This is a genomic window from Pseudoblastomonas marina (genome assembly GCF_014641655.1).
Taxonomy (GTDB): Bacteria; Pseudomonadota; Alphaproteobacteria; order Sphingomonadales; family Sphingomonadaceae; genus Alteriqipengyuania_A; species Alteriqipengyuania_A marina.
The window spans coordinates 695,271-712,462 of sequence record NZ_BMID01000001.1 but is presented as its reverse complement, the minus strand read 5'-3'; the positions used below and the strand labels follow the sequence as shown (position 1 = coordinate 712,462).

Here is a 17,192-nt window from a genome sequence, read left to right as displayed (position 1 = left end):
CCCGAAACTGCCGCGCTCCTATAGGGTAGCGCTCCCGGATTATCGAGGTTCCAGCATGAATGCCCCCGCCAACAAGCGCGCCACCGCCCGTTCCGCCGCCCGCCTCGGCGCGGTCCAGGCGCTTTACCAGCACCAGATGGAGGGCACCGCGCAGGCCAAGCTGCTCGACGAATTCCACCATCACCGCCTCGGCAAGGTGATCGAGGAAGAGGAATATGCCGAAGCCGACGTCGATTTCTTCGACGACCTGGTGGCCGGAGTGATCGCGCGCAAGGACGAGATCGACGCCAAGCTGGTCGAGAAGCTCGCCGAAGGCTGGACCATCGCGCGCCTCGACAAGACGATGGTGCAGATCCTGCGCTGCGGCGCCTACGAACTGATGGCCCGCCCCGACGTCCCCACCGGCGCGGCGATCGGCGAATATATCGACGTGGCCAAGGCGTTCTTCGACGACCGCGAAGCGAAGTTCGTCAACGGCGTGCTCGACGCGGTGGCCAAGGACGTACGCAACTGAGCGGCGAGTTCGACTTTATTGCGGGGTTGCGTGCGATCGCGACCGATCCCGCCGCACGCGGATTGGACGACGACGCCGCGGTCCTCGAAATCGGAAACGAAACACTCGTCCTGACGCAGGACACGATGGTCGAAGGGGTGCATGCGCTTTCTTCGCAGGATCCTGCAGATATTGCGTGGAAACTGGTCGCGGTGAACCTATCCGATCTGGCTGCCAAGGGGGCCGCACCGGTCGGGCTCCTGCTCAGCCATGCGCTTGGTAAAGACGACGAGCGCTTCCTGGCGGGCTTGCGGGAAGCGATCGAGCGGTTCGACACGCCATTGCTCGGTGGCGACACGGTGAGCATGCCGCAGGGAGCCCCTCGTAGCTGGACGCTGACCGCAATCGGGCGAGCCACCCATACGCCTGTCCCATCGCGCAGTGGGGCGCAGGCGGGAGATGCGATCTATGTCACCGGACCGCTTGGCGCGGCGATGATGGGCTTCGAGAAGCTGCGTGAAGGGACGGGTGCCGACAGCACCAGCTATCGTCGGCCACTGCCGCAGCTATCCGAAGGCCGGGCGCTGGCGCCGATCGTCACCGCGATGATGGATATCTCCGACGGCTTGCTGCTCGATGCCTGGCGAATGGGCGCTGCGAGTGGTGCAACGCTGGCGATAGACAGCACGGCCGTGCCGATCGCGGCGCCGGAAAATCGCCGCAGCGATGCGATGCGCTGGGGCGACGATTACGAACTGCTCTTCACAGCGCCGAACGAGGCGAAGCTACCCTGCGAAGTCCATCGCATCGGCACCGTCGAAGCCGGGGAAGTGCCATTGAAACTAGATGGCGAGGAATATGCGGGACCCGGAGGCCTCGGCTATCAGCACTGAGGCCTAGAGCGCCGAGCAATCCACTCCGCGCTTTTCCAGCACGGGCTTGAGCTCGTAATAGGCGTATTTCGTTCGGTGGTTCGGGATGCCCGGATAGAGGTGGTGAACGATGTGGTACTGCATGCCCATCGACATCCAGTGGCCTACCCAGGTCTTGCCGAACCAGGTCCGGAACACGCGCGTGTTCTCGTAGCGGCCATGGCCGTCGCGCGGGTGGTGCGGGGCCCAGCTGAGCCAGAAACGGATGTAACTGAGGCCGATATGGCGCGGGAGCCACCACAGCAGCGCCGCCTCGATCGCAAAGCCGCTCCACGCCATGGTGAAGAACACCGCCATCGAAAACAGCTGCAGCATCATCGTGTCGCGCAGTGCCTTCTGCGCGCCCTTGGTCCCGATCCGTTCGAGCACGCGCTTGTAATGATGGATCGATCCGTCGGCGCCGGGCTGGCGGTTGAGCCATGTCTTGATCCAGGCCTTGAACGCGCTCGGCGCTTCGTCGGTATAGTCGGGATCGTTCTCGGGATGGTTGCAGTGATAGTGGTGATGCAGGTGCATCATCCGCGCCATCGAGAACGGAAAGATCAGGATGATCGTGCTGATTTCGCCGACCAGCTCGTTCCAGAACCGGTACTTGGTCCCACGCCGCCCGATATTGTCGTGCATCGCCTCGTGGCTGGTGATGTAGCCGCCCGCAGCGAACACGCAGCTGGCGATGAAGCACGGCCACACCGGCAAGATATCTAGCATCGTCAGCGGGAAGAAGCTGAGCCACGCCAGGAAGCAACCGACCGTGATCACGGTGTAGATCCGCATCTGCTGCGGGGTCGACATATATTTCTTTGCGATGCGCTGCTCTTCCTTGCGCAATTGCAGGCGCGTGTGCTTGTCGAGCCCGTCGCCGGCACGCAGCGGGATCGCCAGGCGCGTCTCGGCATCGTCGCGTACCGGATCGTACAGCGCGGTCTCACCGGTGCGCATACCGATATCGTCGATACGGTCCATCAGACCCACCTTCCCCGCACGGTCGCATAAAGGCCCCAAGGCGCGCCGATCAGCAAACCGAACGCGATCAGCGAGAGGCCCCACGGCGCCTCCCAGCCGAATTCGGCCATGCTCTGCGCAATGAGGGGCGCAATGAAGCCGATCCCGAACAGGAACGGCATCACGAAGAACAGCTTTTTGAGAAAGGACTGCATGGCGCTTAACGTATTATAAACCATGAAATTGAGCAAGATTCCTTGCGGTTGCTTGCCAAATGCTGCGTCAAAACGGGGCAAAAGCGCAACGCATGGGGCTTGCCCTCCCTCTTTTGGCCGATATAGTTTCAAACTTCGGATTGGCTCTGTCGGGGAAGGCAGAGCCGATTTTTCATGCGCAACAGTTTTCCAAGGGGGAGCGCAATCTCGTGACATTGGTACAAATTTCCATCGTGCTGGGTCTGCTGGCGGTCGTTTACGGCTTCGTCACCAGTCGCCAGGTGCTAGGCGCAGGTGCCGGCAATGAGAAAATGCAGGAGATCGCCGGGGCGATTCAGGAAGGCGCGCAGGCCTACCTGAAACGACAATACACCACGATCGCCATGGTCGGCGTGGTTGTGGCCGGGGTGGTCTTCGTATTTCTCGGACCGATCCCGACGACCGGCTTCGTGGTCGGTGCGATCCTTTCGGGCGTAGCGGGCTTCATCGGGATGAACATCTCGGTGCGCGCCAACGTTCGCACCGCCGCAGCCGCGCAAAGCGGGCTGCAGCAGGGCCTGACCCTCGCCTTCCGCGCGGGTGCGATCACCGGCATGCTCGTGGCGGGCCTCGCGCTCCTCGCGATCGCGGTGTTCTACTGGTACCTGACCGGTCCCGGCGGTCATGCTGCCGATAGCGACGCAGTCGTCTACGGCCTGGTCGGGCTCGCATTCGGTGCCTCGTTGATCTCGATCTTCGCGCGCCTCGGCGGCGGCATCTTCACCAAGGCCGCCGACGTCGGTGCCGACCTCGTCGGGAAGGTCGAAGCCGGCATCCCCGAAGACGACCCCCGCAACCCGGCCGTGATCGCCGACAATGTCGGCGACAATGTCGGCGACTGCGCGGGCATGGCGGCGGACCTGTTCGAGACCTATGTCGTGACCGTCGGCGTCACCATGGTGCTGACCGCGTTGCTGTTCGGCGATATCCTGGGCGACCTGCTGACCCCGATGATGGCGCTCCCGCTGCTGATCGGCGGTGCCTGCATCGTAACCAGCATCATCGGCACCTATTTCGTGAAGCTCGGCAAGGGCGGCACGAACGTGATGGGCGCGATGTACAAGGGCTTCGTCATTTCCGCGGTCCTCGCCGTGCCGCTGATCTGGTTCGTGATCGACTACGCGCTCGGCGGTATCGGCACCGAAATCGGTGCGGCTGCCTCGGGTGTCGATCCCGGTGCTCCGCTGGCCGAAGAAGGCACGGCGGAACAGATCGTCGCGTTCACTGGCTGGGACCTGTTCTGGTGCTCGGTCATCGGCCTCACCATCACCGGCCTGATCATCTGGATCACCGAGTACTACACGGGCACCAACTATCGCCCGGTGCGCTCGATCGCCAAGAGCTCCGAGACGGGCCACGGCACCAACGTGATCCAGGGCCTCGCCATCAGCCTCGAATCGACCGCCCTGCCCACGCTCGTGATCGTGGCGGGCATCATCGCGACCTTCCAGCTCGCCGGCCTCATGGGCATCGCCTATGCCGCCACCGCGATGCTGGCGCTGGCCGGGATGGTGGTCGCGCTCGACGCCTACGGCCCCGTTACCGACAATGCCGGTGGCATTGCCGAAATGGCGGGCCTCGACGAGAGCGTGCGGGAAAAGACCGACATGCTCGACGCGGTGGGCAACACCACCAAGGCCGTGACCAAGGGCTATGCGATCGGTTCGGCGGGACTCGGCGCGCTGGTGCTGTTCGCCGCCTACACCACCGACCTGGCCAAGCTGTTCCCGGAAGCTGACGTCGATTTCAGCCTCGAGAACCCCTACGTCATCGTCGGCCTGCTGCTCGGCGCACTGCTGCCGTACCTGTTCGGTGCAATGGGCATGACCGCCGTCGGCCGCGCCGCCGGTGACGTGGTGGTCGACGTTCGCGACCAGTTCGCGAACGATCCGGGCATTATGGAAGGCACCAGCAAGCCGAACTACGCCAAGACGGTCGACCTGGTGACCAAGGCTGCGATCAAGGAAATGATCGTGCCGTCGATGCTGCCGCTACTGGCGCCGATCGTGGTCTATTTCGCGATCGACCTGATCGCGGGCCAGGAAAACGCGTTCGCGGCCGTCGGGGCATTGCTGCTCGGCGTGATCGTCGGCGGGATCTTCGTGGCGCTTTCGATGACTGCCGGTGGCGGCGCGTGGGACAATGCGAAGAAGTACATCGAGGACGGCAATCACGGCGGCAAGGGCTCCGAGGCCCACAAGGCCGCGGTGACCGGCGACACGGTGGGCGATCCCTACAAGGACACCGCCGGCCCGGCCGTGAATCCGATGATCAAGATCACCAACATCGTCGCGCTGCTGCTGCTCGCGGCGCTCGCGGCCGGTTGATCGATCGAACCAGCGACCGCTTGACCGGTCAGGAAGGACCCCGCCGGAGCGATCCGGCGGGGTTTTTCATTCCGCCAGCGCGGCGAGAACGTCGCGCGTGAAGGCCTCGATGTCGAAACCCGATCCCGTCGGGTCCTCCCCGCGCCGGACGATAACCATGTCGCGGCTCGGCACGATCACGACATATTGGCCGCGATTGCCCGCCATGAAGAAGGTGTCCACCGGGATGCCTTCGTGGTTATTGAACAGCCAGAATCCGGCGCCATAGCCCCAGCTGCGTCCTTCGGGCTGCGGTCCGGCGGGGCTGGATACGTATTCGACCCAGTCCTCGGGCAGCACGCGCTCGCCCGAGGGCAGCACACCATCGTCGAGATAGAGCTGCCCCAACTTCGCCAGATCGCGCGCGGTCGCCCAGACCTGCGAAGACAGGATGTATTCGCCTCTCCAGTCGGTTTCCGCGACCGTGTGATCCATTCCCACCTTGGCGAAGAACTCGGCCGGCGGATGCGTGTCAAACGCCTCCGCGATCGCCCTCACCGCCATCAGCGTGTCGTTGTTGGCATAGCGGAAGACGGAGCCCGGCTCGTGCACCAGCGGCCATCCGCTCGCGGTGTCTTCGACCGTCGAGCCGCCGTAATAGAGCGGATCGGTCCGATTGCCCGGCGTATCGGAAAAGCGGCCCGAAGCCATGCGCAGCAGGTGGTCGATCGTGATCGTCGCGCGCGGGTCGCCGGTTTCTGCTCCCAACCCGGCACTGGCATTCCGCCATGTGTCCATGCGGTGCTCCGCCGCACCGATCAGTGTCGCGGCGATGCTCTTGGCGACCGACCATGTCCGCTGCGGCACGGCCGGGCCGAAATCCTCCGCATAGCGTTCGCCCAGCAGCCTTCCGCCCTGCCTGACCAGCACCGCGGTAGTACGCGGACCAACCTGTGCGAACGCGCTATCGGCCGCCGCGATCAGCGCATCGTCGGTAAATGCAGCCACTACCATGTCGGTCGGTGCCAAATCGCTCGGGGGATTGACCGGGATCGGCTTGTCGTAGCCGATCGGCATCAGCGAGCAGCCCTTGCCCGTCCGGTGCGCGGCGACGCGTGGCGCCATATCGTCGCTCCATTCGACCTCGACCTTGTAGATCGGCGTGCCCATCTCGCGGATAACGTTGTAATTCATGTCCGCCATCAGCGTGTCGAGCGGAGGCTGTACACCCGTAAGCTCCCAATCGAGCACGCTTTGCGCGTCGCGCGTCGCGCCGTTTCGTTCGGCATTGGCGATCGCGCTGCACAGGAACAGCGCCTTGTAGCCCGCGGCCAGCGCGCGGTCGTATCGAGCGTCGAGCTGATCCTGCTGGGATTGGGCCTGGACCGGCAGTGCGACCAGCGAAGAGCTGGCGATGAGGGCGAATGCGAGAGCTTTGGTCTTCATGTCAGGCTCTGTGACGTGATCGCTCGACACGCGCAAAGAAAAAGGGCCGGACGTTTCCGCCCGGCCCTTCCCGTTGTTCAAGCGAAGCGCGACTTACGCGTCTTCGAAATCGGTTTCTTCGGTCATCGCCGGGCCGCTGTCCTGGCCCTTGGCATCTTCGTCGCGGTCGACGAATTCGATGATCGCGAGCTGTGCAGCGTCGCTTGCGCGATAGCCGGCCTTCACGATGCGGGTGTAGCCGCCCTCACGGTCCGAATAACGATCGGCCAGCACGTCGAACAGCTTCTTGAGCTGCGTCTCGTCGAGCAGGCGAGCCTGCGCGAGACGACGGTTCGAAAGGCCGCCACGCTTGGCCAGCGTGATCAGCTTCTCGACGTAGGGACGCAGTTCCTTCGCCTTGGGCAGCGTGGTGGTGATCTGTTCGTGCTTGATCAGCGCGGCCGCCATGTTGCGGAAAAGGGCCTTGCGGTGGCCCGACTTGCGCGAAAGCTTACGCTGCGAAATTCCGTGACGCATATTTCATTCCTTCGTTCGTAGAGGGCCCGTACGAGGTAGCCCGATACGGGCCGGATTGACGGGTCCGGCCCATGCCCGATGACGGTTCTGTGCGAGGGTTTAGCCCAGCAGCTCCTGTTCGAGCTTCTTGGCCATTTCCTCGATGTTTTCCGGCGGCCAGCCGGGGATGTCCATGCCGAGGCGCAGACCCATCGAGCTGAGCACTTCCTTGATCTCGTTGAGCGACTTGCGGCCGAAATTCGGCGTGCGCAGCATCTCGGCTTCGGTCTTCTGGACCAGGTCGCCGATATAGATGATGTTGTCGTTCTTGAGGCAATTGGCCGAACGCACCGACAGTTCGAGCTCGTCGACCTTCTTGAGGAGGTAACGGTTGAGCTGGTTGGTGTCGCTCTCTTCCGGCTGCGCGGCCTGGCCGATCATGCCCGGCTGCGGCTGCGGGATGCCGTCTTCGAAGTGGACGAACAGCGTCAGCTGGTCCTGAAGGATGCGCGCGGCATAGGCGATCGCATCTTCGGGCGTGACGGTGCCGTCGGTCTCGATCGTGAGGCTCAGCTTGTCGAAATCGAGTTCCTGCCCGACGCGGGCGTTCTCGACCTTGTAGCTCACCTGGCGGATCGGCGAATACAGCGAGTCGACCGGGATCAGGCCGATCGGCGCATCGGCCGGACGGTTGGCAACGGCAGGCTTGTAGCCCTTGCCGGTGTCGGCGGTGAGTTCCATGTTGAGGGTCGCGCCATCGTCGAGGTGACAGAGCACGAGATCCTTGTTCATGATCTCGATATCGCCCGAAACCGCGATGTCGCCGGCCTTCACTTCACCCGGACCGGTGGCGGAGAGCTGTAGCCGCTTGGCGCCTTCGCCTTCCATCTTGAGCGCGATCTGCTTCACGTTGAGCACGATGTCGGTGACATCTTCGCGCACGCCCGCGAGCGAGGAGAATTCGTGCAGCACGTTCTCGATCTTGATCGAGGTGATCGCGGCACCCTGCAGGCTCGAAAGCAGCACGCGGCGCAGCGCATTGCCGAGCGTCAGGCCGAAGCCGCGCTCGAGCGGTTCGGCGATGAAGGTCGCCTTGCGCTTCTTGTCGCCGCCTTCCTTGACGTCGAGTTTGCCGGGCTTCTTGAGTTCCTGCCAGTTCTTGGTGTTGACGGACATCGGGTTCCCCTTGGGAGTTGGTTCTGGCGTGGAAACGGCCGCAGGGCTCTATACGAGCCGCGGCCGATCCGAATTCGATCGACGGGCGCATGCCCGCCGGTAACTCAGGTCAGACGCGGCGGCGCTTGGACGGCCGAACCCCGTTGTGCGGGATCGGCGTCACGTCGCGGATCGAGGTGATGGTGAAGCCCACCGCCTGCAGTGCGCGGAGCGCACTTTCGCGACCCGAGCCCGGGCCCTTGATTTCGACTTCGAGCGTGCGGACACCGTGTTCGGCGGCCTTCTTGCCCGCGTCGTCTGCGGCGACCTGCGCGGCATAGGGCGTCGACTTCCGGCTGCCCTTGAAGCCCATCATGCCGGCCGACGACCAGCTGATCGCGTTGCCCTGGGCATCGGTGATCGTGATCATCGTGTTGTTGAAGCTGGCGTTTACGTGCGCGACGCCGCTGGAGATGTTTTTCCGCTCGCGGCGCTTAATGCGTCCTGGTTCGCGTGCCATGTGTGGTTCCTGTGTCTCTTAGATAGGAAGGAAAGCTGCTGCCGCCAGCAATGCCGACGGCGAGGCGCTTACTTCTTCTTGCCGGCGATCGGCTTGGCCTTGCCCTTGCGGGTGCGCGCATTGGTGTGCGTGCGCTGGCCACGGGTCGGCAGGCCGGCGCGATGGCGCAGGCCACGATAGCTGCGGAGGTCCATCAGGCGCTTGATGTTCATCGCGGTGTTACGACGAAGATCGCCCTCGACGGTGTAGTCCGCATCGATCGTTTCACGGATCTGCAGGATTTCCTGATCGGTCAGGTCCTGCACACGCGCGGTGCGGTCGATACCCAGCTTGTCGGCGATTTCCACGGCGGTCGTGCGACCGATCCCGTGGATGTAGGTCAGCGCGATGATCACGCGCTTGTTGGTGGGGATGTTGACCCCGGCAATACGAGCCACTTACTTCTCCATGCTCCACAGGGGTTTGGCCGCCAAAGGTTATCTCAGGCTGGCGAGCCCCCTATCTCAACGCTCTTTCGCACAACCGACCGGTCGCAAATGAAAAAGCCCGACAATGGCACCAATCGGTGGGGCCAGCCGGACATTTTTGAAAACCTGTCGGTGTGAAGGGCGCGCTTAGTGCGATTCGCGCGCGCTGTCAACGCCGCGCGTCGGCGCGCGACAACCGGACGGCGCGAACGCCGCCTCCCGGTCGATGGACGGTTTATATCGCGCAGGAAGGCACCGGTCAAAACGACCTGTCCCGACTGCGGTGTCGTTCAGCGCTGCGGTTCGGGAGTATCGCCGAAGGCGGCGCCGAAATCATCGTCCTGTTCGTCGCCCGCATCGTCAGGTTGTGCGGATTCGGCATCGCTCGTTTCGCGTTTGGCCGGTGCCTTGCCGAGCGCTGCGGCGCCGAGCCGATTGCCCTGCTCGGCAATCACGGCATCGACCGCAGCGGCGAGCCGCGGAAGCGCGCCGCGGAAATTGCCACTGACCGAATACTCGACGCTGATCGTCGTCCCGCCGGTCGCGCGCTCGCGCAGCACGAAGGTCAGGATTCCGGTCACCGCGTCCTGCTGGAGCGGCCCCAACGAGCCGCGCAGGCGGAGCCGGACGCCCGGTTCGATGTAGACCACCCGGGCGTGCTCGACGCCAAGGTGGTCGGCGATTTCGCAAAAGCATCCCCCGGGTGCAGCCTCTAGCGAAAGATTGGCGGCATCGCCCGAAAACGAGTGCTCCGGGTTCCAGAACTTCGCCGGATCCACCAGTGTGCGCCAGACCGCTGCGGGGGACGCGTCGGTCTCGACGATGTGGATGATGCGGAAGCCGCGCTCGTCCTGCTGGACGATATTGGCGGCCGAAGCCGTCGGAACGGCGATACCGGCGCCAGCGACGGCGAGTGCCACGGCTGCGATCATGGGACGCATGCGATTCTCCTGTGATGTCAGAGCAAGCCTAGCCGCGTGCGAACGCGCGGCAAAGCGTCATTCGCCGTGCAGGATCGCTTCGATCGCCTGGGTGACCTCGTCGATCCCGCCCATGCCGTCGACCCGGCTGACGATGCCGCGCTTCTCGTAAGGAGCGAGGATCGGCTGCGTCTTGGCACGATATTCCGCCATCCGGGTGCGCACGGTTTCCTCGTTGTCGTCGGGACGGCGTTTGAACTCGGTGCTGCCGCACTTGTCGCACACGCCGTCGACCTTCGGCGGGTTGGCCGTATCGTGATACAACGTCCCGCATTCGGCACAGGCGAAGCGGCCCACGATCCGACGCACGAGCGCGTCTTCGTCCACCTCGAGTTCGATCACGTGGTCGAGCTTGCGGTCGCGCTCGGCAAGCAGGAAATCGAGCGCGTCGGCCTGTTCGGCGGTGCGCGGGAATCCGTCGAAGATCGCGCCCTGCCCTTCTGGCATCGCGTCGAGGGCCTCGCCGATCAACGCGGAAACGATCGCATCGGACACGAGCTCGCCGCGGTCCATGACCTTTTTCGCTTCGACGCCGACCGGGGTCTGCGCCTTGACCGCGGCGCGCAGCATGTCGCCGGTCGACAGCTGCGCCATGCCGTGGCGTTCGACCAGGCGGTGCGACTGGGTACCCTTGCCCGCGCCGGGAGGTCCAAGAAGGATGATGTCCATCGGTCTCAAGCTCTCCGTCTCGGCGCCGGCATCAGCGCAGGCGGCCCTTCAATTTCGCTTTCTTGATGAGGTCGCCATACTGATGCGCCAGCAAGTGCGACTGGATCTGGCTGACCGTGTCTACCGTGACGTTCACGACGATCAGTAGGCTGGTACCGCCGAGGAAGAACAGCGGCAGCCCGGTCTGCGCGATGACGTATTCGGGCACGGTGCAGACCAGCGTCAGGTAGATCGCGCCGACCACCGTGATGCGCGTCAGCACGTAGTCGAGATAGTCGGCGGTCCGCTTACCCGGACGAATGCCGGGGATGAAGCCGCCATTGCGCTTCAGGTTGTCAGCCGTCTCTTCCGGATTGAACACCACCGCAGTGTAGAAGAAGGTGAAGAACACGATCAGCGCGGCATAGAGCAGCATGTAGAGCGGCTGACCGTGCTGCAGGTATAGCAGCACCGTACCGAGCGCTCCGCCGACGCCGCTTTCGGCATCGAGCTGGTTGCCCGCGAACTGCGTAATCGTCAGCGGCAAGAGCAGCAGCGAACTCGCAAAGATCGGCGGGATCACGCCAGCGGTGTTGAGCTTCAAGGGCAGGTGCGAACGGTCGGCCTGCATCATCCCGCGTTGGTTTGCGCGCTTGGGATACTGGATCAGCAGGCGACGCTGGGCGCGCTCCATGAAGCAGATGCCGAGGATCAACACCACGATCATCACGATCAGGCCGATGATCAGGAAGGACGAGATCGAACCCGAGCGCGCGCCTTCGAGCATGTTGCCGACGAATTGCGGCATCTGGGCGACGATGCCTGCCATGATGATCAGCGAGACGCCGTTGCCGATCCCGCGAGAGGTGATCTGCTCGCCCAGCCACAGCAGGAACATCGTGCCGCCGATCAGTGAGATGACCGCACCGATGCGGAACATGTAGCCCGGATTGACCACCGCCTGGATTCCGTTCGATGCAGCAAAGGCTTCGAGACCGGCGGCGATGAACCACCCTTGGATCGCGCACAGGAAGACCGTGCCATACCGGGTGTACTGGTTGAGCTTCTTGCGGCCCGCTTCGCCCTCTTTCTTGAGCGCCATCAGCGACGGATGCAGCGCAGCGGCCATCTGGATGACGATCGACGCGGTGATGTAGGGCATGACGCCGAGCGCGATGAGGCTCATGCGCTCGAGGCTGCCGCCCGAAAAGGTGTTGAAGATGTCGAGGATGCCGCCCTGGGCGTTCTCGTACAGATTGGCGAGCGCGAGCGGGTTGACCCCCGGCAGCGGAACGAAGCTCAGGAAGCGGAACACGACCAGCGCACCGATCGTGAACCAGATGCGTTGCTTGAGTTCGGTCGCCTTCGAAAAATTGGCGAGGCTGAGGCCGCTGGCCATGTTGTCGGCGCGTGATGCCATGGGAAATCTGGTCCTGATTTTCGCCGGCCCTCCCGGCGTGGACAGGAGAGATAGGGAGCCGTGTCGCGGTTGTCGAACCCTACCCCGGGAAAAAGCGTCATCCCGGGCCTCGAACCCGGATCTCTATCCACAGGCGCGGCGGCGCGAGGGGAAGAGATCCCGGACCAGGCCCGGGATGCGCAATGCTTATTCGGCGTCGGCCTTTTCGGCCTTCTTCGGCGCGGTCACCTCGACCGAACCGCCGGCCTTCTCGACCGCTTCGATCGCGCCCTTCGACGCGCCGGCGACCTTGAACTGGACCTTGCTTGTCAGTTCGCCCTTGCCGAGCAGTCGGACACCGTCCTTGCCGCCGCGCGCAAGGCCGGCGGCCTTGAGCGCTTCGTGGTCGATCGCCTTCTTGGCGTCGAGCTTCTTGGCGTCGATGAACTTCTGGACCATGCCAATGTTCACCTCGGCGAAGTCCTTGCCGAACGGGTTGTTGAAACCACGCTTTGGCAGGCGCATGTGGAGCGGCATCTGGCCGCCCTCGAAACCGTTCACGCTGACGCCCGAACGGCTCTTCTGGCCCTTCTGGCCGCGCGCGGCGGTCTTGCCCTTGCCCGAGCCGATACCGCGGCCGACCCGCATCCGGCCCTTGCGGGCACCCTTGTTGTCACGAAGATCGTTGAGTTTCATAATTCTGCACTCGCTTTCGCTTGTCTCGCGCTGAAGGAAACGGCCCGGGCATAGCCGGGCCGCCTTGAATGGTTAGTCCACCACCTCGACGAGGTGGGGGATCTTGGCGATCGCGCCGCGCACCTCGGGGGTGTCCTGGCGTTCGACCACCTTGTGCATCTTGCCGAGCCCGAGGCCGCGCAGGATCTTCTGCTGGCTTTCGGGACGGCGGATCGGCGAGCCGATCTGCTTGATCTTGACGGTTTTCTTGGCAGCCATCGATCTTACTCCACGACAGCCGCGGCGTCAGCCTCGGCCTCTTCCTTGGTCGCACCGGCGGCACGGCCCATGAGATCGGCGACCTTCTTGCCGCGACGCTGGGCGACCGACTTCGGCGAGCTCTGGTTCTGCAGCGCGTCGAACGTCGCCCGGATCATGTTGTACGGGTTAGAAGTGCCGACCGACTTGGTCACGACGTCGGCGACGCCAAGGCTCTCGAACACGGCACGCATCGGACCACCGGCGATGATGCCGGTACCGGCGGGCGCCGAACGAACGGTGACCTTGCCCGCACCGAAACGACCCTTGCCGTCATGGTGCAGCGTGCGGCCTTCCTTGAGCGAGACGCGGATCATCTTCTTGCGTGCGGCAGCGGTCGCCTTGGTGATCGCTTCCGGCACTTCGCGTGCCTTGCCGTGTCCGAAGCCGACGCGACCCTGGCCGTCGCCGACGACCATCAGCGCGGCGAAGCCGAAGCGCTTACCGCCCTTGACCGTCTTCGAGACGCGGTTGATGTGCACGAGCTTCTCGACGATGCCGTCATCCGGCTCGTCGCGGCCGCCACGACGGTTGTTGTCACGACCGCCACGACCGCGGCCACCGCCGCGATTATCGTTGCCGCCACGACCGCCACGACCACGCGGACGACCTTCGGCACCCTGTGCGGCCGACTGGTTGTCGGCAGCTTCGGAAGGCGTATCGGCCACGGCCGGTTCTTCCTTCTTCACCGCATGCTCGGTCTCGGCCTCGACGACGCCGGCATTGGCTTTCGCCTGCGCGACTTCAGGAGTGTCCTTGGGACCCTCGGGAGCCTTGTTTTCTTCGGTCTTTTTTTCGTCAGCCATCTTAGAACTCCAGCCCGCCTTCGCGGGCGGCGTCGGCCAGCGCTTTCACGCGACCATGGAACAGGAACCCGCCGCGATCGAACACGACGGAAGTGACGCCGGCCTTCTTGGCGGCGGCGGCGATATCCTTGCCGACCTGGGTGGCGGCATCGACATTCGCGCCGGACTTCTTCGCTCCGAGCGTCGACGCCGCGGCGACGGTCTTGCCGGCCTTGTCGTCGATGATCTGCGCGTAGATGTGCATACCGGTGCGGTGCACCGACAGGCGCGGACGGCCTCCGCCGTTCTTGCGCAGCGCGTTACGGACACGCTGGCGGCGGCGTTCGAAGGGGGAAAGCTTTGCCATCTTACTTCTTCTTCCCTTCCTTGCGGAAGATGTACTCGCCACGATACTTGATACCCTTGCCCTTGTAGGGTTCGGGCTTGCGCCATTCGCGGATTTCCGCCGCGAACTGGCCGACCTTCTGCTTGTCGGCACCGCTGATTTCGACCGTGGTCTGGTCGGGGGTCTTCACCTCGATGCCCTCGGGCACGTCGAGGTCGACGTCGTGCGAATAGCCGAGCTGAAGCTTGAGCTTCTTGCCCTGCGCAGAAGCACGATAGCCGACGCCGCTGATCTCGAGCGTCTTGGTGTAGCCTTCGGTCACGCCTTCGACGAGGTTCGACACGAGCGTGCGATGCATGCCCCAGAAGGCACGGGCCTTCTGCGTGTCGTTCGCCGGGTTGACCTGGATCTCCTCGCCTTCGACCTTGTAGTCGATGAGGTCGGACAGACCCATGGAAAGGGTGCCCTTGGGGCCCTTCACGGTCAGCGTGCCGTTGTCGATCTTGGCTTCGACCCCGCTCGGGATCGCAACCGGACGTTTGCCGATGCGGCTCATCAGAACACCTCCGCCAGCACTTCGCCGCCGACATTCTGGTCGCGTGCTTCGGCATCCGAGAGCACGCCACGCGGCGTCGAGACGATGGTGATGCCCAGGCCGTTGCGCACCCGGGGCAGATCCTTGCTGCCCGAATACACCCGACGACCGGGCTTGGAGACGCGCGCGACATACTTGATCGCGGGCTCGCCTTCGAAATACTTCAGTTCGATCCGCAGCGCCTTGTGCTGGCCGCTGTCGTCTTCCGCATAGCCGCGGATGAAGCCTTCGCGCTGAAGGACTTCGAGGACATTGGCACGCAGCGTCGAGGCGGGCGAGAGGACGGAGTCCTTCTTCGCCTGCTGGCCGTTGCGGATGCGGGTGAGCATATCACCCAGGGGATCGGTCATAGCCATCTATCGATTCCTCACCAGCTCGACTTGGTCAGGCCCGGAATCAGGCCCTTGTTGCCGAGGTCGCGCAGTTCGATACGGTTGATGCCGAACTTGCGGTAATAGCCGCGCGGGCGGCCGGTGGTGGCGCAGCGATTGCGCACGCGGGTCGGATTCGCATTGCGCGGAATCTCGGCCATCTTGAGGCGGGCGATCAGGCGCTCGGTTTCGTCGAGCGATTCATCTTCGGCCTGCGCCTTAAGCTTCGCGTACTTCGCGGCGTACTTCTTCACGAGCTTCTTGCGACGCTCGTTCTTGTTGATGGAACTCAGTTTCGCCATTGGACTTAAGCTCTCTTTGCGTTGCTAGTGTTCGGGAAACCGCTCACGCGGCTTCCTTCTCGTCGGCCTTTTCATCGGCCGGGAACGGGAAGCCGAACAGCTTGAGCAGTTCGCGCGCTTCCTCATCGGTTTTGGCGGTGGTGGTGACGATCACGTCCATGCCACGCACCTGTTCGATCTTGTCGTAGCTGATCTCCGGAAAGATGATCTGCTCCTTGAGACCCATCGAGTAATTGCCGCGACCGTCGAACGATTTCGGGTTCAGGCCACGGAAGTCGCGGATGCGGGGCATCGCGATCGTCACGAGGCGGTCGAGGAATTCGTACATGCGCTCGCGACGAAGGGTCACCTTCGCACCGATCGGCATGCCTTCGCGCAGCTTGAACTGGGCGATCGATTTCTTGGCCTTGGTGATGACCGGCTTCTGGCCGGCGATCAGCGCCATTTCCTCGGCAGCGTTCTGGACCTTCTTCTTGTCCTGGCTCGCCTCGCCGACGCCCATGTTGAGCGTGATCTTGTCGATCTTCGGCACTTCCATCCGGTTCTTGTAACCGAACTTCTCGGTCATCGCCTTGACGATCTGGTCGTCGTAGCGCTGCTTCATGCGCGGAGTGTAATCAACCATCGATGGTCTCCCCGGACTTGACGGCGACACGGACCTTCTTGCCGTCGCGCTCTTCGAAGCGGACGCGGGTCGGCTTGCCGTCCTTGGGATCGGCCACAGCGACCTTCGCGATGTGCATCGGGGCCTCGCGGCGCTCGATGCCACCCTGCGGGTTCGCCTGGGTGGGCTTGCGGTGACGGGTGGCGACGTTCACGCCCTCGACCACGATCTTGCCTTCCTTCGGCAGGACCTTGGACACGGTGCCGGTGCGGCCCTTGTCCTTGCCCGAGAGCACGACGACTTCGTCGCCCTTCTTGATCTTCGCGGCAGCCATTACAGCACCTCCGGAGCAAGCGAGATGATCTTCATGAAGCCGCGGCCGCGCAGTTCGCGCACCACCGGGCCGAAGATACGGGTGCCGATCGGCTCCTCGCTCTTGTTGATGAGGACCGCGGCGTTGCTGTCGAAACGGATCACGCTGCCATCGGGGCGGCGGACGTCCTTCTTCGTGCGCACGATCACCGCACGGTGAACGTCGCCCTTCTTGACCTTGGCACGCGGCTGCGCCTCCTTGACGGAGACTACGATCACGTCCCCGACGCTTGCGAACCGGCGCTTCGAGCCGCCCAGCACCTTGATGCACTGGACGCGCTTGGCGCCGCTGTTGTCCGCGACGTCGAGATTGGATTGCATCTGGATCATCGATCCGGTTCCTTCTCTTGGCTTGCCGGGACGCCCATGAATTCAGGTGCCCGGCAGTTCCTACGTCTAAATCAGGCCTCGGCGTCCGCCTTGGCGTCGTCCTGCTCGTCCTTTTCGGCGGCAGGCTTGTCATGGGTCGTCTTGTCTTCCGGCGCGCCGGTCGGCTTGGCTTCCTTGACATCGAGATCGGCTTCGATCTCGACACCCTTGGACGCCTGGACCCGATCGATCACCGCCCACGTCTTGGTCTTGGAGATCGGCTTGGTCTCCTCGATCCGGACGACGTCGCCGGGGACATATTCGTTGTTCGCGTCGTGCGCGTTGTAGTTCTTCGTGCGCCGGATGATCTTCCCGTACAGCGGGTGCTTCACCTTGCGCTCGACCTTGACGGTCACGGTCTTGTCGGTCTTGTCGGAAACGACGGTACCGATGAGGATACGCTTGGGCATGATGCCTC

At 63.7% G+C, this 17,192-nt stretch carries 23 protein-coding genes and 1 pseudogene; 3 read left to right on the top strand and 21 right to left on the bottom strand.

The genetic code is table 11. From position 1 onward, the window contains the following. The first annotated feature begins 55 nt into the window (after positions 1 to 55). Positions 56 to 514, top strand: a complete 459-nt coding sequence (gene nusB / locus IEW49_RS03475) for a transcription antitermination factor NusB (protein WP_188641372.1) — start codon at positions 56 to 58, stop codon at positions 512 to 514. After that, positions 511 to 1,386, top strand: coding sequence for a thiamine-phosphate kinase (gene thiL, locus IEW49_RS03470; protein ID WP_188643071.1), 876 nt, complete (start codon positions 511 to 513; stop codon positions 1,384 to 1,386). The genes nusB and thiL overlap by 4 nt, the downstream gene beginning before the upstream one ends. A gap of 3 nt (positions 1,387 to 1,389) precedes the next feature. On the opposite strand, the gene IEW49_RS03465 is transcribed toward thiL, so the two are convergent. Together IEW49_RS03465 and IEW49_RS03460 are read right to left on the bottom strand one after the other, a co-directional pair. Beyond that, entirely contained in the window at positions 1,390 to 2,388 is a 999-nt protein-coding gene (locus IEW49_RS03465) for a fatty acid desaturase (protein ID WP_188641371.1), read from the bottom strand. Beyond that, the gene (locus IEW49_RS03460) at positions 2,388 to 2,582 is read right to left on the bottom strand and encodes a hypothetical protein (RefSeq protein WP_188641370.1); all 195 of its coding nucleotides are present in this window, start codon (positions 2,580 to 2,582) and stop codon (positions 2,388 to 2,390) included. Before IEW49_RS03460 ends, IEW49_RS03465 begins: the two co-directional genes overlap by 1 nt. Positions 2,583 to 2,791: 209 nt before the next feature. Between IEW49_RS03460 and IEW49_RS03455 the strand changes: the two genes are divergently transcribed. After that, positions 2,792 to 4,948 (top strand): sodium-translocating pyrophosphatase, encoded by a 2,157-nt coding sequence (locus tag IEW49_RS03455; RefSeq protein ID WP_188641369.1) that lies wholly within the window; start codon positions 2,792 to 2,794, stop codon positions 4,946 to 4,948. A 66-nt stretch (positions 4,949 to 5,014) separates the two neighbouring features. Here IEW49_RS03455 and IEW49_RS03450 read toward each other — a convergent pair whose 3' ends face one another. The 19 genes and pseudogenes from IEW49_RS03450 to rpsQ form a co-directional block, all read right to left on the bottom strand. Then, positions 5,015 to 6,373, bottom strand: a complete 1,359-nt coding sequence (locus tag IEW49_RS03450) for a serine hydrolase domain-containing protein (RefSeq protein WP_188641368.1) — start codon at positions 6,371 to 6,373, stop codon at positions 5,015 to 5,017. Positions 6,374 to 6,466: 93 nt separating this feature from the next. Next, positions 6,467 to 6,889, bottom strand: coding sequence for a 50S ribosomal protein L17 (gene rplQ, locus IEW49_RS03445; protein ID WP_188641367.1), 423 nt, complete (start codon positions 6,887 to 6,889; stop codon positions 6,467 to 6,469). A 99-nt stretch (positions 6,890 to 6,988) separates the two neighbouring features. Next, a complete protein-coding gene (locus IEW49_RS03440; RefSeq protein WP_188641366.1) occupies positions 6,989 to 8,044 on the bottom strand; it encodes a DNA-directed RNA polymerase subunit alpha in 1,056 nt (351 codons plus the stop codon). A gap of 109 nt (positions 8,045 to 8,153) precedes the next feature. Beyond that, a complete protein-coding gene (gene rpsK, locus IEW49_RS03435; RefSeq protein WP_160616633.1) occupies positions 8,154 to 8,543 on the bottom strand; it encodes a 30S ribosomal protein S11 in 390 nt (129 codons plus the stop codon). A 68-nt stretch (positions 8,544 to 8,611) separates the two neighbouring features. Next, entirely contained in the window at positions 8,612 to 8,980 is a 369-nt protein-coding gene (gene rpsM, locus IEW49_RS03430) for a 30S ribosomal protein S13 (protein ID WP_188641365.1), read from the bottom strand. Between the two features lie 320 nt (positions 8,981 to 9,300). Continuing rightward, a complete protein-coding gene (locus IEW49_RS03425) occupies positions 9,301 to 9,951 on the bottom strand; it encodes an SRPBCC family protein (protein WP_188641364.1) in 651 nt (216 codons plus the stop codon). Between the two features lie 57 nt (positions 9,952 to 10,008). After that, complete coding sequence (locus IEW49_RS03420; protein WP_188641363.1) at positions 10,009 to 10,659, bottom strand: adenylate kinase; 651 nt, start codon at positions 10,657 to 10,659, stop codon at positions 10,009 to 10,011. Between the two features lie 31 nt (positions 10,660 to 10,690). Further along, positions 10,691 to 12,058 carry a preprotein translocase subunit SecY gene (secY, locus tag IEW49_RS03415; protein ID WP_188641362.1) on the bottom strand — a complete coding sequence of 456 codons (1,368 nt, stop codon included), beginning with the start codon at positions 12,056 to 12,058 and terminating at the stop codon, positions 10,691 to 10,693. 186 nt (positions 12,059 to 12,244) lie between these two features. Continuing rightward, positions 12,245 to 12,733, bottom strand: coding sequence for a 50S ribosomal protein L15 (gene rplO, locus IEW49_RS03410; protein ID WP_188641361.1), 489 nt, complete (start codon positions 12,731 to 12,733; stop codon positions 12,245 to 12,247). 72 nt (positions 12,734 to 12,805) lie between these two features. After that, positions 12,806 to 12,991, bottom strand: coding sequence for a 50S ribosomal protein L30 (gene rpmD / locus IEW49_RS03405; protein WP_188641360.1), 186 nt, complete (start codon positions 12,989 to 12,991; stop codon positions 12,806 to 12,808). A gap of 5 nt (positions 12,992 to 12,996) precedes the next feature. Continuing rightward, positions 12,997 to 13,836 (bottom strand): 30S ribosomal protein S5, encoded by an 840-nt coding sequence (gene rpsE / locus IEW49_RS03400; RefSeq protein ID WP_229658063.1) that lies wholly within the window; start codon positions 13,834 to 13,836, stop codon positions 12,997 to 12,999. Position 13,837: 1 nt separating this feature from the next. Further along, entirely contained in the window at positions 13,838 to 14,182 is a 345-nt protein-coding gene (gene rplR / locus IEW49_RS03395; protein WP_188641359.1) for a 50S ribosomal protein L18, read from the bottom strand. A 1-nt stretch (position 14,183) separates the two neighbouring features. Further along, a complete protein-coding gene (rplF, locus tag IEW49_RS03390; RefSeq protein ID WP_188641358.1) occupies positions 14,184 to 14,717 on the bottom strand; it encodes a 50S ribosomal protein L6 in 534 nt (177 codons plus the stop codon). Beyond that, positions 14,717 to 15,112 (bottom strand): 30S ribosomal protein S8, encoded by a 396-nt coding sequence (gene rpsH, locus IEW49_RS03385; RefSeq protein WP_188641357.1) that lies wholly within the window; start codon positions 15,110 to 15,112, stop codon positions 14,717 to 14,719. Before rpsH ends, rplF begins: the two co-directional genes overlap by 1 nt. Before the next feature lie 11 nt (positions 15,113 to 15,123). Continuing rightward, positions 15,124 to 15,429, bottom strand: a complete 306-nt coding sequence (gene rpsN, locus IEW49_RS03380; protein ID WP_160616643.1) for a 30S ribosomal protein S14 — start codon at positions 15,427 to 15,429, stop codon at positions 15,124 to 15,126. Between the two features lie 43 nt (positions 15,430 to 15,472). After that, a complete protein-coding gene (gene rplE / locus IEW49_RS03375) occupies positions 15,473 to 16,054 on the bottom strand; it encodes a 50S ribosomal protein L5 (protein WP_188641356.1) in 582 nt (193 codons plus the stop codon). Next, the gene (rplX, locus tag IEW49_RS03370; protein WP_188641355.1) at positions 16,047 to 16,367 is read right to left on the bottom strand and encodes a 50S ribosomal protein L24; all 321 of its coding nucleotides are present in this window, start codon (positions 16,365 to 16,367) and stop codon (positions 16,047 to 16,049) included. The genes rplE and rplX overlap by 8 nt, the downstream gene beginning before the upstream one ends. After that, positions 16,367 to 16,735, bottom strand: a complete 369-nt coding sequence (gene rplN / locus IEW49_RS03365; protein WP_188641354.1) for a 50S ribosomal protein L14 — start codon at positions 16,733 to 16,735, stop codon at positions 16,367 to 16,369. The genes rplX and rplN overlap by 1 nt, the downstream gene beginning before the upstream one ends. Positions 16,736 to 16,902: 167 nt before the next feature. Next, a pseudogene (rpsQ, locus tag IEW49_RS03360) lies at positions 16,903 to 17,184 on the bottom strand (30S ribosomal protein S17); the annotation flags it as partial. Positions 17,185 to 17,192: the final 8 nt, after the last annotated feature.